At 70.0% G+C, this 12,698-nt stretch carries 14 protein-coding genes; 1 reads left to right on the top strand and 13 read right to left on the bottom strand.

Annotated elements, in window-relative coordinates:
- Nucleotides 1-59: 59 nt before the first annotated feature.
- Nucleotides 60-1,802, bottom strand: a complete 1,743-nt coding sequence (locus Q8X39_RS12245) for a PQQ-dependent dehydrogenase, methanol/ethanol family (protein WP_305749966.1) — start codon at nucleotides 1,800-1,802, stop codon at nucleotides 60-62.
- 128 nt (nucleotides 1,803-1,930) lie between these two features.
- A complete protein-coding gene (locus Q8X39_RS12240) occupies nucleotides 1,931-2,560 on the bottom strand; it encodes a QcrA and Rieske domain-containing protein (RefSeq protein WP_305749965.1) in 630 nt (209 codons plus the stop codon).
- Between the two features lie 272 nt (nucleotides 2,561-2,832).
- On the opposite strand from Q8X39_RS12240, the gene Q8X39_RS12235 reads away from it, so the two are divergent.
- The gene (locus Q8X39_RS12235) at nucleotides 2,833-3,507 is read left to right on the top strand and encodes a GntR family transcriptional regulator (protein WP_305749964.1); all 675 of its coding nucleotides are present in this window, start codon (nucleotides 2,833-2,835) and stop codon (nucleotides 3,505-3,507) included.
- 116 nt (nucleotides 3,508-3,623) lie between these two features.
- Here the strand turns inward: Q8X39_RS12235 and pufC are convergent, their stop codons facing one another.
- The 11 genes from pufC to bchC form a co-directional block, all read right to left on the bottom strand.
- A complete protein-coding gene (gene pufC, locus Q8X39_RS12230; RefSeq protein WP_305749963.1) occupies nucleotides 3,624-4,742 on the bottom strand; it encodes a photosynthetic reaction center cytochrome PufC in 1,119 nt (372 codons plus the stop codon).
- On the bottom strand, nucleotides 4,739-4,975 hold the full coding sequence (locus Q8X39_RS12225) for a hypothetical protein (protein ID WP_305749962.1): 237 nt from the start codon (nucleotides 4,973-4,975) through the stop codon (nucleotides 4,739-4,741). The genes pufC and Q8X39_RS12225 overlap by 4 nt, the downstream gene beginning before the upstream one ends.
- Complete coding sequence (gene pufM / locus Q8X39_RS12220) at nucleotides 4,972-5,949, bottom strand: photosynthetic reaction center subunit M (protein WP_305749961.1); 978 nt, start codon at nucleotides 5,947-5,949, stop codon at nucleotides 4,972-4,974. The genes Q8X39_RS12225 and pufM overlap by 4 nt, the downstream gene beginning before the upstream one ends.
- A 9-nt stretch (nucleotides 5,950-5,958) precedes the next feature.
- A complete protein-coding gene (gene pufL / locus Q8X39_RS12215) occupies nucleotides 5,959-6,783 on the bottom strand; it encodes a photosynthetic reaction center subunit L (RefSeq protein ID WP_305749960.1) in 825 nt (274 codons plus the stop codon).
- A gap of 159 nt (nucleotides 6,784-6,942) precedes the next feature.
- Nucleotides 6,943-7,125: a light-harvesting antenna LH1, alpha subunit gene (pufA, locus tag Q8X39_RS12210; protein WP_305749959.1), complete on the bottom strand. Its 183-nt coding sequence runs from the start codon at nucleotides 7,123-7,125 to the stop codon at nucleotides 6,943-6,945.
- Between the two features lie 11 nt (nucleotides 7,126-7,136).
- Complete coding sequence (locus Q8X39_RS12205) at nucleotides 7,137-7,364, bottom strand: hypothetical protein (protein ID WP_305749958.1); 228 nt, start codon at nucleotides 7,362-7,364, stop codon at nucleotides 7,137-7,139.
- Between the two features lie 29 nt (nucleotides 7,365-7,393).
- The gene (gene pufB, locus Q8X39_RS12200) at nucleotides 7,394-7,543 is read right to left on the bottom strand and encodes a light-harvesting antenna LH1, beta subunit (protein ID WP_130480664.1); all 150 of its coding nucleotides are present in this window, start codon (nucleotides 7,541-7,543) and stop codon (nucleotides 7,394-7,396) included.
- A gap of 105 nt (nucleotides 7,544-7,648) precedes the next feature.
- Complete coding sequence (gene bchZ / locus Q8X39_RS12195; RefSeq protein WP_305749957.1) at nucleotides 7,649-9,133, bottom strand: chlorophyllide a reductase subunit Z; 1,485 nt, start codon at nucleotides 9,131-9,133, stop codon at nucleotides 7,649-7,651.
- Complete coding sequence (gene bchY / locus Q8X39_RS12190) at nucleotides 9,130-10,698, bottom strand: chlorophyllide a reductase subunit Y (protein ID WP_305749956.1); 1,569 nt, start codon at nucleotides 10,696-10,698, stop codon at nucleotides 9,130-9,132. Before bchY ends, bchZ begins: the two co-directional genes overlap by 4 nt.
- Nucleotides 10,698-11,720, bottom strand: coding sequence for a chlorophyllide a reductase iron protein subunit X (locus Q8X39_RS12185; protein WP_305749955.1), 1,023 nt, complete (start codon nucleotides 11,718-11,720; stop codon nucleotides 10,698-10,700). The genes bchY and Q8X39_RS12185 overlap by 1 nt, the downstream gene beginning before the upstream one ends.
- A complete protein-coding gene (bchC, locus tag Q8X39_RS12180) occupies nucleotides 11,717-12,670 on the bottom strand; it encodes a chlorophyll synthesis pathway protein BchC (protein ID WP_305749954.1) in 954 nt (317 codons plus the stop codon). The genes Q8X39_RS12185 and bchC overlap by 4 nt, the downstream gene beginning before the upstream one ends.
- Between the last annotated feature and the right edge of the window lie 28 nt (nucleotides 12,671-12,698).

Genomic DNA, 12,698 nt, shown 5'->3' with positions numbered 1-12,698 from the left:
CCGGTCCGCCAGCGGCGCCCCCCTGGGGGGGAGCGCCCTTGGGCGCTCCGGGGGGGGGTTCACTTCCCCAGTTTGAAGACCATCACCGTGCCGCCCTGGGGGACGCTGTGCGGCTGGCCGGTCAGGCTGTCGATGCCCGACTGCATGCGCTGGGCGTCGACGCCCCAGCCGGCCTGCACGGCGATGTACTGCTCGCCATGGACCTCGAAGGAGGTCGGCACCGCCGTCACGCCCGAGGGCATGGCGTGCTGCCACAGGACCTTGCCGGTGCTGGCGTCGAAGGCGCGGAACTGGCGGTCGTTGGTGCCACCGGCGAACAGCAGGTTGCCGCCGGTGGTCAGCAGCGGTGCCCACAGGTGGGTGTCGAACTTGTGGACCCAGGCCAGCTTGCCGGTCTTCAGGTCCCAGGCCTGCAGCTCGCCGATCGTGCCGGGCTTCTTGCCATCCTTGTAGCGCAGGCTGCCCAGCACGCCTTCGATCGGGTAGCCGATGTAGAGGTCGCCCTTCTTGTACTTCGTCGGCTCGGCCGCCGGCAGCTCGGCGCACAGGTTGTTGTTGGCCGGGATGTAGAACAGGCCGGTCTTCGGGTTCCAGGCCTCGGGCGGCCAGTCCTTGCCACCCCACAGCGACGGGCAGAAACCCACCGCCTTGCCCATGCCGGGCTTGCGGCTCTCGTCGTAGGTCGGACGGCCGGTGACCTTGTCGATCGACTTGAAGACGTCGTTGTGGACATAGGGCAGCGCGTCGATGAAGCCGATCTTGCCGTCGGTCTGGCGCTCCAGCATCCACAGGTAGCCGTTGCGGCCGGCGTGGATCGCGGCCTTGACCTTGCGGCCCTTGACCTCGGTGTCGATCAGCACCGGCGCGGAGACCTCGTCCCAGTCCCACGCATCGTTGTGGTGGTACTGGTGATGGCCCTTGACCCGGCCGCTGTCCACGTCCAGCGCGATGGCCGAGGTGGTGTAGAGGTTGTCGCCCTTGCGGCCCTCGGTCGGCCACGGTGCCGGGTTGCCGGTGCCCCAGTAGGCCAGGTTGCTGGTCGGGTCGTAGGTGCCGGTGATCCAGATGCTGCCGCCGCCGTTCTTGTGCGTGTCGCCGGGCCAGGTGTCGCCGCCGGGTTCGCCCGGTGCGGCGGTGGTGTAGGTGCGCCAGGCTTCCTTGCCGGTCTCCGCGTCGAAGGCCGCCACGAAGCCACGCACGCCGGTCTCGCCACCGGACGAGCCGACCATGATCTTGCCCTTGGCCGCCAGCGGCGCGAGGGTGATGTACTGCAGCGCCTTGGGGTCACCCACGGCGGCCTGCCAGACCTGCTTGCCGGTCTTCGCGTCCAGCGCCACGAGGTGGGCATCGACCGTCGCGACATAGACCTTGTCGCCGTACAGCGCGACGCCGCGGTTGGTCGGGTGCAGCTGCATCAGGTCGCCCGGCAGCTCCTTCTTCCAGCGCCACAGCTCGGTGCCGGCGGCCGCGTCCATCGCGATGACCTGCGCGCCCGGCGTGGTCACGTACATGTAGCCGTTGTTGACGATGGGCGGCGACTGGTGGCCTTCGGTCTGGCCGGTCGTGAAGGCCCAGGCCAGCTGCAGCCTGGCGACGTTCTTGTCGGTGATCTGGCTCAGCGGGCTGTAGCCCCAGCCCTGGTAGTTGCCGCGGTATTGCAGCCAGTTGGCCGGTTCCGGGTTGGCCAGGCGGGCGTCGGTGACGGGCGTGTAGGTCGCGGGTGCGGCCAGGCTGGGCAGCGAGACCAGCGCCGGCAGGGCGGCGGCCAGGCAGGCTGCGAGGCGGTTGAGGCTGGGGTTCACGGTTGTCTCCTCTTGGGATGGGCTTCGAAGGGGCAAGGGACGTCCCTGCCGCCCTCGTTCGGGGCAGCCTGGACACGGGAAATCGGGAAATCGGGAAAGCTGGGAAGCTAGGAATTGCCCCGCCCGGCTCAGGCCGGCTGGCCGCCCGGAGCGGCGCTGAAGCCGTCGGCGATGGCCAGCTGGTCGCCGACCAGCTTGAGCGGCAGCGATGGCAGCGGACGCGTCGCCGGGCCGCTGGCCACCACGCCCCCTTCGCGCAGGCGGAACTTCGACGAGTGGCAGAAGCAGATCAGCACCTGCTCCTTGGTGGACCAGGTCTTCACGTCGCAGCCCTGGTGGGTGCAGATGGCCGAGAAGGCCAGCACGCCGCCAGCCGAGCGGGCGCGTGATTCGGCATCGAGATCGGCCTCGGCGAAGCGCATCAGCGCGACCTTGTTCAGGCGGGTCTCGTCACGCGCCTTCTTGCCGGCAGCGTCGTAGGGGAAGGCCAGCATCGGCTTGCCCATCGGGATGTCGGCCAGGCGCAGCGGCGCGGGCGTGCCCTCGGCGTCCTCCTCGACCAGCAGGTCGCCGGCCTGCGGGCGGGACCACGCCGGTGCGGCGGCGAAGGCCAGCGGGGCCACCACGCCGGCGGCCGCGATCTGGATCAGGCGACGGCGCGGCGCGTCGACGGCCGCAGCGGCCGCAGCGGCCTTGCAGGTGCAGCCACAGCCAGCGTTGGCGTGAAGTTCATGGGTTCGGGGCGTCGGGGACGGCATGGACGGCTCTCCATCAGGCTCGTTCAGGTCAGGCACCGGTCTGAACGGGGTCAGTCGGCGGCCTCTCGGCGGTTCATGGGAGCGGATCCTATTTTTGAATTCAGAGTTCTGACAGCAGTGTTATCCCGAGTGGGTTCTGAATTCAGAGTTCTGTCTTCTGGCGGCAGCACTCAGGATGTACCCGGCTACATCATGGTGGTGCGGCCTCCTAGAATGGCCGTGTGCAGGCGCGCCCCGCCCCGAGGCCGCCGAGACGTCACGAGAGCCCGCTCATGAAGCAACTGACTGCCCAGCCCAACCTCGTCGACCAGGTCCGCGACGCCATCCTCCAGGAGATCGCGTCGGGTGCGCTGCCCCCGGGCGAGCGCGTGGTGCAGGAGCGCATCGCCGAGTCGCTGGGCGTGTCGCGCCAGCCGGTCCAGCAGGCCCTGGCGCTGCTGCTCAGCCAGGGCGTGCTGCGCGATGCGCCAGGCCGGCGGCTGATCGTCGCGCCGCTCGATCCGCAGTACGTGCGCCAGATGTACGACATGCGCGCGGTGATCGAGGGCATGGCCTTCGGCCAGGCCGCGCAGCGCAATGCCGATCGGGCCGGCAAGCTCGGGCCGGCGCTGGTCGAGGCCGGCCGCAAGGCGGTGGCCAGCGGCTCGGTGCCGCGCATGATCGCGGCCGACATGAAGTTCCACGGCTTCATCCACGAGCTGTCGGGCAACACGCTGGTCGCGCCGACGCTCGCCCCGCACCTGACCTACATGCAGCGCGTGATGGGCCAGGTGCTGCTGCGCGACGACAAGCCGCGCGACATCTGGCAGGAGCACGAGAGGATGCTGGAGGCGGTCGCCAGCGGCAACGCCGCGCTGGCCGAGGGCCTGGCCCGCGAGCACATCACCGCCGCCGCCAACTTCATGGTCGCGCGGCTGGAAGCCGGGGATCTGCCGGCCGCGGCCTGAGCGCCGACGCCGTCACGGAGGACGGCGTCGAGGCTTCGGGAGCGCGGGGCGGTGCGGGGCGCCGGGCGCTGGTCGGGCTTGCCGCCCGATAGCCGCCCGATGGCCGCCTGATGGGATCAGGGCTGGCGCAGCGCCACCTTGGCTGGCGAACCCGGCACGGCAACCGGCTTGGCCGCCGGCGCCATCACCGAGGCGGAGACGCCCGAGGCTGCCGCCGCAGGTGCTGCCGCCGGTGCCCCACCCTTGCCCAGCAGCTCCGGGTAGTCCTTGGCCATCGGCGCGCCGTACAGCGGCTTGTGCGCGCCCTGGTGGCAGGTGGCGCAGTTCAGCTTGGCGACGTCGCCGGTCGGGCCATGGCGGTGGGCCGGGAAGGTGTCGGTCAGCGGCACCATGAAGTCGCGGTTCAGGCTGCGGGCCATGCGGATGCCCTGCCAGGCGGTCACGCGCGGCGGCGAGCTGTTCTCCCACGAGCCGAAGGCACGGCTGTTGTGGCACTGCGTGCAGTTCACGCCCAGCGCGCTGGACATGTGGACCATCAGCCCGTAGGTCCATTCGGCCTGCTTGGTCGACTGGCGGTTGCCGGCCGGCAGGGCCTGGTCGCCCTGGACGCGGATCGGCTCGGCTTCCAGCAGGAAGGGCGTGAACGGATCGCCTGGCAGCGCGGTCAGCCCGACCGTGGTGGCCGGCGCGTTCTGCCCGGCCCGGTCGCCCGCGAAGCTGTTCGCGCCGCGTGGCGGTGGCGGCTTGAACCAGACTTCCTTGGGGATGTTCTGGCCGCGGTGGCAGGTGTAGCAGGTCACCCCGGTGGCGCCGACGTGGCTGTTCCAGTCGGCGTTGATGGTCTGCGTCATCTGCAGCATGCGCCGCGCCACGACCTTGGTGTAGAGCTTGTCGTCGGCGAAGTTCTGCGGATCGTGGCAATAGACGCAGCCCTGCTCGGGCGCGACCCAGGCGGTCATCGCGGCCATCGTCCGGGTGAACTGCGCGACGCTGACGTCGCCCAGCACCTTGACGTTCTGGAACACGTCGCGCGCCCTCGGACCATCGGTCGGTGCTGGCGGCAGCGCCTCGGGCGCCGCGTTCAGGCTGACCTGTTCGGCCATCGTGCGCGGGTTGTAGATCTGTTCCATGCCGGTGCCGCGGTAGCCGCGCTGCACCGTGTCGATCGGCGGACGCTCGCATCCGGCGAGCAGCGTGAGCCCGATCAGGGACACGCCAAGGCTGAGCAGCTTCATGCGTGCGCTCCCTGAAGGTGAACGGCGTGTGCGGCCCTGCCGGTGCGCACGCGGCTGGGCGTGGCGTCGGACGAACCTTGCTGGACCTCGATGCTGGCGCGCATCCAGGCCTCGATGACCACCGCCGGCTGCGGCAGGTGGGCCTGCATCGGCTGCTGGCAGGCCGGGCCGGCCAGGCCCCGCAGCAGCATCCGGCCGAAGCCGGCCAGGCGTCGTGTGGCGACGGCGTTCATGGCGTCACCCCACCGACCAGGGCCGGGTCGACGACCGCCGGGAAGACCGCCGGATAGGACGGCGCCACGCCATGCTTGACCGCCCACAGGAACCAGTTGTCGACCACGGTGCCGGTCAGCAGGATGCCGATGCCGCCGCACAGCGGGCACAGCACGGCGAACCACCAGGCCCAGCGGTGGATGGACTCCATCGTGGCGTTGAAGCCCATGGTCCAGCGCCAGAACAGGGCCGCCCGTTCGCTGGCGGTGCCGCGGTCGGTGATCTGCTCGATCTCGCGCTCGCCGCCGTAGCGGCTGACCGCCAGGATGGTCGCCCCGTGCATCGCGAACAGCAGCGTCGACCCGTACAGGAAGGCGATGCTGAGCATGTGGAAGGGGTTGTAGAACAGGTTGCCGTAGCGCAGCGAGAAGGCCGCCGTCCAGTCCAGGTGCGGGAACAGCCCGAACGGCACCGCCTCGCCCCAGCTGCCCATCAGCACCGGGCGGATGAAGCCCAGCACCAGGTAGAGCCAGATCGCCGCGGCGAAGGCCCAGGCCACGTGCGTGCCCATGCCGAGCTTGCGGGCGCGCCGGTACATGCGGGCCCACCACAGCAGGATCGCGGCGGTCAGGAAGAAGCCCGCCAGCAGCCACCAGCCACCCTGGTTGAGCGGCGGCAGCTTCAGGCCGTAGCCGGGTGGCGGCGGCTCCAGCGCCAGCCAGGGCAGCTGGCGCACGAACTGGATCGGGTCCCAGCCCACCGAGGCCCACATGTTGAGCCCGATGATCTCGAAGGCGATGAAGCCGCACAGCAGCGAGCAGATGCCCAGCCAGCCGAGGTAGATCGGCCCGATCTGCGCATCGCCGATGCGACCGAGCAGGTGCACGTGGGTCGTGCCGCCGACGCGCTCGTGTTCATCCCGGCCGAGCGACACGCCGGGATAGGACGGCGCCGTGACCTGCACGCTCGTGAAGAGGTTCTGATATTCAGCCATGACCGTGCCTCACTTCCACACCGGAAGGTTCAACCACCAGCTCCACCACTCGGGCCAGCCGCGGGTCCAGAAGGGTCCGCTGATGACGATGCACACCGCGCTCCAGAAGGCCGCAGACAGCGCCAGGAACAGGCCCAGGCGGTGGATGCCCAGGGTGCCGATCGAATAGCCGATCGTGTCGCGGAAGAACGTGTTCTCGTGCTCGGCCGTCTTGACCACCTCGCCGCGCGCCGGATTGGTCGACGACAGGATGAGCGAGCCGTGCAGGCTCAGCGCGAAGGTGGTGGCGAAGAAGAAGCTCACGGCCAGCATGTGCGCCGGGTTGTAGTGGAAGTGCAGGTACTGGTAGCCCGTGTTGGACACCCAGTCGAGGTGGCTGATGATCCCGTAGGGGAAGCCATGTCCCCAGGCACCCATCAGCACCGGCCGGACCACGACCAGCGTCACGTAGGCCAGGATCGCCACCGAGAAGCCGAAGGGCACGTGCAGCCCGATCCCCAGCTTGCGGCAGATCTCGACCTCGCGCAGCGCCCATGAGACGAAGGCGCCGATCGCGCAGACCGTGATGAGCTGCCACAGCCCGCCCTCCATCAGCGGTGCCAGGCCTAGACCGTACTTCAGGTCCGGCGGCGCGATGCTGATCTGCCAGAGGTTCCAGGTGCCGCCTTGCGAGGCGCCCCACACGATCAGCAGCGTGCCGAGCAGCGAAAAGAACGCCGTCGTCACGCCAAAGAATCCCACGTAGAACGGTCCGACCCAGAAGTCGAACAGGTCGCCCCCGAGCAGGGTGCCTCCGCGCACGCGGTACTTTCTCTCGAAGTTCAGCATGGACATGCTTGCCACCTCCGCGAGGCGCCACGGAACATGTCCGAGCGTCTGTCGTTATTCATGGGATCGAAAGGGGCGCGCCAGGCCATCGTGCCGTCAGGCCAGGGGCCATCCGGCGATGCAGCCGGCGCGCCGCGAACGGGCCTGTGCGGCCCGAACCGGTGCCTACTTGGGAGCAGCAGCCGGCATCGACGAGTTCTGGCTCACCGCGGTGCGCGGTCCATCGAGCCAGTTGAACTTGTTGGTACTGAGCAGCACGAAGTGAATCACCAGTGCCAGCACGAACAAGAAGGCGAACAAGGCGACCAGCGCACGGCGCGGGTCGAACAGCAGCCAGATTCTCCACATGCTTTCTTCTCCTAGTTGAGGTGCGACAGGAAGGTGTAGACACCCGCCCGGACACCCTTGATCAGCGATTTCTCGCTCTCTGCGCCGGGGAACCAGCTGCGCCAGCGGACAAACAACAGCTGCGCGGCAATGGCCACACAGAACACGACACTGAAACTCAGGATGAACAACGCCTGGTTGGCAAGGCTGTCGTGCAGGGTGTGTCCCGCCTGGGACAGGGTGGTGAACTGCTGGGTCATGACGGTTCCTTCAGCGCTGGTTCAAAGACTCACAGCCAGGGACGCCACATCCAGACCAGCACATGGGCCACGACGGCGATCGCCGTGAAGCCGATGAAGCTGGACATGAAGATGCCGTGGAATTCCCGGGCCTCGTTCTCGGTCAGCCCGGACAACGAGCCTTTCCTTTCCTCAGCCATAGCGATCTCTCCTCGATCAGTGGCCTTGCGGCCGACACCGCGCATCTCCCGCGCGGCTGGGATCACCAGGGCTGATCCCCGGCAAACCTTCGTCTCTCGTGGCCCTCAGGCCAGCGTCCCGAGCACCGCCGCCGCCATCTGGCGCGTGCGGCCCTCGAGGTGGGTGACCTGCACGGCGGCGGCACCTTCGGCGCGTGCGGCGGCCTCGGCCTGGTCACGCAACCGGCGAGCGGCCGAGATGCGCACCAGCACCGGCTGGGCCTCCAGCAGCTCGTCGAGCAGCTCTCTCGCCTCGTCGCTCCAGACCAGCTCGGGCAAGGCCCGGGCGGGCGTCGGCGCGGCGCGGTCCATGTCGGTGGCCAGCGGCAGGATGTGGAACAGCGCATCGAACAGCGCGTTGCAGAACTCCTGCACCAGGTACGTCGCACCGGCATAGCCCATGAAGGGCGTGCCGGTGGCGCGGCGGATCACCGCGCCGGGGAAGCTCGCGGCGATGTAGGTCGGCCGCATCGGTCCCTGCCCGGCCAGCTCGGCCAGGTACATGCGTTCGTTGACGCTGCCGTAGAGCACCAGCGGCGTGCTGCCGTGGACCAGCGCGCGCACCGCCGCGTGGTCGGTCTTCTCGCCGGGCTTGCGGGCGATCGCGAAGCGGCAGGGCAGGCCCAGCTCGTCTTCCAGGAAATGGCGCACGCCGCGGGTGTAGGTCTCGCTGGCGACGATGGCGAAGCTCGCGGTGCCGAAGAAGTCCTGCGTGACCGAGCGCCAGAGGTCCCAGATCGGCTTGATCGTGGTGTGCTTCTCGCGCTCGATGAAGGGTTCCGGGTCCAGGTGCAGCAGCTCGCCAAGCTGGCGCAGGAAGGCGGTCGTGCTGTGCAGGCCGATGGGCGCCTGCAGGTAGGGCCGCTCCAGCGCCTCGCACAGCAGACGGCCGTACTCGCGGTAGAGGCAGATGTTGACGTCGGCATCGGCCAGCTTCGGCACGTCGACCAGGTGGCTGCCGAGCGGGAAGACGAGGTTGACCTCGGCCCCGATGCCCTCGACCAGGCGACGGATCTCGTGCGCGTCGCTCGGGCCGTTGAAGACGCCGTAGCTCGGGCCGATCAGGTTGACGCGCGGCTTCTCGCCGGCCGGCCGTTCGGCAAAGGGCTGGCGCTTCGGGACATGCCGGCCGGGGCCGTGCTCGGTCCACAGCCACAGCAGCGCGCGGTTGGCGCATTGCCACTGGTCCTCGTCGATGGTGCGCGGCAGGAAGCGGGCAATCGTGGTGCCCTCGGGCGTCACGCCGCCGCCGATCATCTCGGCGATCGAGCCGGTCACGACCACCGCCGGCAGGTCCGGGTCCAGCACCGCGTGGGCGCGCTTCATGCTGCCCTCGGTGCCCTCGCGGCCGAGCTGTTCCTCGGCCAGGCCGGTGACGACGATGGGCAGCTCATGCGGCGGCAGCGCGTCGGTGTAGTGCAGCACCGAGGTCACCGGCAGGTTCTCGCAGCCCACCGGACCGTCGATGACGACCTGCAGGCCCTTGATCGCGGTGAAGACGTAGACGGCGCCCCAGTAGCCGCCGGCCCGGTCGTGGTCGATGACCATCACAGCATCTCCTCGGCCTTGCGGCGCTTCTGGATGCGGATGACCTGGCGACGCGTCTCGGCGCGGAACTCGGGGTGCAGCACCGGCGTGTCGGTCCAGACACCGGCCCGATCGCCCTGGCCGGCATCGCCGAAGAACTCGCGCATGCGCTCGAAGCGGCCACGGTTGCCGATCGCGGCGTTGATGACCTGGGCCAGCGAACCGGCGCCAGCCGGCCCCATCAGCGGCCGGGCCGAGATGAGGTTGGTGAAGTACAGCGCCGGCAGCGCGCGTTCCTTGGCGTGCTGCACCACCGGCGTCGTGCCGATGGCCAGGTCGGGCCGGTGACGCTCGATCGCGGCGATGTCCTGTTCCAGCGTGGCGCGGTACTGCACCTGCACGCCGCGTGCGGCCAGCCAGGCGCGGTCCGGCTCGGACCAGGGCGTGTGCGGGCAGGCGGTGCCGACATAGGGCACCTCCGCGCCGCTCTCGATCAGCAGGCGGGCGACGAGCAGTTCGGAGCCTTCGTAGCCGCTCAGCGTGATGCGGCCGTGGATCGGCGACTTCGCCAGCACCGCGCGGATCACCGGCAGCACGCGGGCCTTGGCCACGTCGATCGAGACCTGGTCCACGCCAGCCGCCTCGCCGATCGCCTGCAGCCAGGCCTCGGTGCCGTCGTGGCCGACCGGGGCGGACGGCACGATCGGCCGGCCCGCCGCCTGGAACTCGCGCACGCTGGCGGTGTAGAACGGGTGGATGGCGGCCACCACCGCGCCATCCAGCGCGGTGTAGAGCTCGCGCCATTCGCGCGTCGGCACGGTCGGCCCGGCGGCCAGGCCCATCGGTTCGAGCAGCTGGGCGATGACCATCGGATCGGCCGGGAACAGCTCGCCCAGCAGCGTCACGCTGCGGCGGCCCGGCACCTGGCGCTCGCGCCAGCCTTGCGGCGCGGCGACCGGGCCGGTCTCGGCCTCGGCGCGGGCATAGCGCAGCATCGCGCCGGCCAGCACGTCCTTGGCCTCGGCATGGGTGGGCACGCCGAAGCCGGGCACGTCGATGCCGATGATGCGTACGCCGTTGATCGCCTTGGGCAGCAGCTGCAGCGGCACGCCGCTCGCGCTGGGCACGCACAGGTTGATGACGACCAGCGCGTCGAGCTTGGCCGGATCGGCCTGCGCATGGACCGCGTCGCGGATGTCCTCGAACAGCTTGCCGGTCACCAGGCTCTCGCTGTTGAAGGGCACGTAGCCCACGCTGCGGCGCGCGCCGTAGAAGTGCGAGGTGAAGGTCAGGCCGTAGACGCAGCAGGCCGAGCCGCTCAGGATGGTCTCGGTGCGGCGCATGCGCAGACCCACCCGCAGCGCGCCGAAGGCCGGGCACATGCTCTGCGGCTGGTCGTGCGGACCGGCGGCCGCAGCGCGCGGGTAGTCGGCCGCGTACTGGGCCAGCAACTCGCCCTTGCCGGCGGCCTGGGCGGCGCTGCGCAGCGTGTCGGCGCCGGCATGGCAGCCGAGGCCGTCGACAGGCTCATGCAATGAGCCTGTGGCCGGCTGGGCAGCGGCCGGGGCGGGTGTGGTGTCGGCGCTCATCACGAGGCGTCGTAGACGACTTCGAGGCTGGGGCGGATGGTGTCGTGGCGACCGACCATGTCGAAGGTCGTCGCCGGCTCCATGACGAAGTTGCGGCCGGTCGATTCGGCCGAGAACAGGCCGAGCAGCTGGTCCTGCGTCTGCGGCCGCGGCCGCATCGGCGGCGCGGTGGCAACGTTGGTGGCGAGCGTCTCGAACAGCGACGCCCATTCCGTGCCAGGTCGGCCGACGATCTCGTAGCTGGCGCTCTTGCGGCGGATGTCGTCGTTGGCCGGGATCGCGGCCAGCACGGGGATGCCGGCGTTCGCGGCGAAGGCCGCGGCCTCGCCGGTGCCGTCGTCCTTGTTGATGACCATGCCGGCCACGCCGACGTTGCCGCCGAGCTTGCGGAAGTACTCGACCGCGCTGCAGACGTTGTTGGCCACGTACAGGCTCTGCAGGTCGTTGGAGCCGACCACGATGACCTTCTGGCACATGTCGCGGGCGATCGGCAGGCCGAAGCCGCCGCAGACCACGTCGCCGAGGAAGTCCAGCAGCACGTAGTCGAAGCCCCAGTCGTGGAAGCCGAGCTTCTCCAGCGTCTCGAAGCCGTGGATGATCCCGCGCCCGCCGCAGCCGCGGCCGACCTCGGGGCCGCCGAGTTCCATCGCGAAGACGCCGTCGCGCTTGAAGCAGACGTCGCCGATCGAGACCGGCTCGCCGGCCAGCTTCTTGCGCGAACTCGTCTCGATGATGGTCGGGCAGGCCTTGCCGCCGAACAGCAGGCTGGTGGTGTCGCTCTTCGGGTCGCAGCCGATCAGCAGGACCTTCTTGCCCTGCTGGGCCATCATGTAGCTGAGGTTGGCGAGCGTGAAGCTCTTGCCGATGCCGCCCTTGCCGTAGATCGCGATGATCTGCGTGGCCTTGGTGACCGGCGCGCCGGATGGGGCATCGGGCTCGATCGCGGCTTCGGCGCGCAGGTCTTCGCTGCGCAGTTGCATGAAGCGCACCGGCGCCTCTGCCGGGAGGGTCGTGGTGCTCATGCGGCGTGTCTCCAGTCCAGAACCATCTTCAGGCAGCCGGCGTCCGTGAACGCCTGCTGGTAGGCCGACCCGGCGTGCTCGGCACGCTCCTGGTGGGTGATCAGGCCGCGCAGATCCAGCCGGCCGTCCTGCAGCAGCTGCTGCACGGCCAGGAGGTCGGGGCGCTTCCATTCGGCGGCCACGCGGATGCGGGCCTCGCGCATGAAGGCTGGCGGAAAGCTCAGGCTCAGCGGCGCGGCATAGAAGCCGGCCAGCACCACCTCGCCACCGGGCGCCAGGCGCGCGATCAGCGTGTCGAGCAGGCCGGCGTCACCGCTGACGTCGTAGATCGCGTGGTAGTCGCGCCGCGGGTCGTCCTCGGGCGAGATGACCTGGTAGCCCAGGGCACCGCCCTGGCGTGCCGGCTGGGTCTCCCAGACCGTGAAGCCGGTGTGGCCGGCGGCGACGTTCAGGCGCGCCAGCAGGCGGCCCAGCACGCCGTGGCCGACGATCAGGTCGGGGGGCGTGTGCGGGGCACCCAGGCCACCGCCGGAGACGCTGTGATAGGCCGTCGCGGCCAGCGCGATCAGCACCGCGTCGGCGCCCAGCGAGTCGGCCACCGGCACGACGCGCGGGCCCGGCACCACCAGACGCGAGGCCGAGGCGCCGAACAGGCCGCGCACCTCGCCGAAGCAGCGGGCACCCGGCACGAAGACGCGCTGGCCGAGCCGCAGGTCGCTGCGGGCACCGACCTCGATGACCCGGCCGACCGCCTCGTAGCCCGGCACCAGCGGATAGCCCATGCCCGGAAACATCGGCATGCGGCCGGTCCAGATCAGGCGTTCGGTGCCGGTGGAGATGCCGCTCCACTCGACCTCGACCACGACGTCCTCCGGCTCGGCCGGGGGCAGGTGCAGTCGTGCCAGTTGCAGGTGTTCCGGACGATCGATCACGACGGCCTGGGTGTTCATGCGTGCGCTCCTCGGCGGTGCATGCCCG

Source organism: Leptothrix discophora (assembly GCF_030705305.1).
GTDB classification, from domain to species: Bacteria; Pseudomonadota; Gammaproteobacteria; order Burkholderiales; family Burkholderiaceae_C; genus Sphaerotilus; species Sphaerotilus discophorus.
Note: the sequence above shows the minus strand (reverse complement) of the source record. Positions and strands in the feature narration are given on the sequence as shown.

Coding starts and splice junctions, on each gene's coding strand:
- Q8X39_RS12240 (WP_305749965.1), bottom strand. CDS start 2,560: ATGCCGTCCCCGACGCCCCGAACCCATGAACTTCACGCCAACGCTGGC.
- pufB (WP_130480664.1), bottom strand. CDS start 7,543: ATGGCTGAGGAAAGGAAAGGCTCGTTGTCCGGGCTGACCGAGAACGAG.
- pufA (WP_305749959.1), bottom strand. CDS start 7,125: ATGTGGAGAATCTGGCTGCTGTTCGACCCGCGCCGTGCGCTGGTCGCC.
- bchC (WP_305749954.1), bottom strand. CDS start 12,670: ATGAACACCCAGGCCGTCGTGATCGATCGTCCGGAACACCTGCAACTG.
- Q8X39_RS12205 (WP_305749958.1), bottom strand. CDS start 7,364: ATGACCCAGCAGTTCACCACCCTGTCCCAGGCGGGACACACCCTGCAC.
- Q8X39_RS12225 (WP_305749962.1), bottom strand. CDS start 4,975: ATGAACGCCGTCGCCACACGACGCCTGGCCGGCTTCGGCCGGATGCTG.
- pufL (WP_305749960.1), bottom strand. CDS start 6,783: ATGTCCATGCTGAACTTCGAGAGAAAGTACCGCGTGCGCGGAGGCACC.
- pufM (WP_305749961.1), bottom strand. CDS start 5,949: ATGGCTGAATATCAGAACCTCTTCACGAGCGTGCAGGTCACGGCGCCG.
- Q8X39_RS12185 (WP_305749955.1), bottom strand. CDS start 11,720: ATGAGCACCACGACCCTCCCGGCAGAGGCGCCGGTGCGCTTCATGCAA.
- Q8X39_RS12235 (WP_305749964.1), top strand. CDS start 2,833: ATGAAGCAACTGACTGCCCAGCCCAACCTCGTCGACCAGGTCCGCGAC.
- pufC (WP_305749963.1), bottom strand. CDS start 4,742: ATGAAGCTGCTCAGCCTTGGCGTGTCCCTGATCGGGCTCACGCTGCTC.
- bchY (WP_305749956.1), bottom strand. CDS start 10,698: ATGAGCGCCGACACCACACCCGCCCCGGCCGCTGCCCAGCCGGCCACA.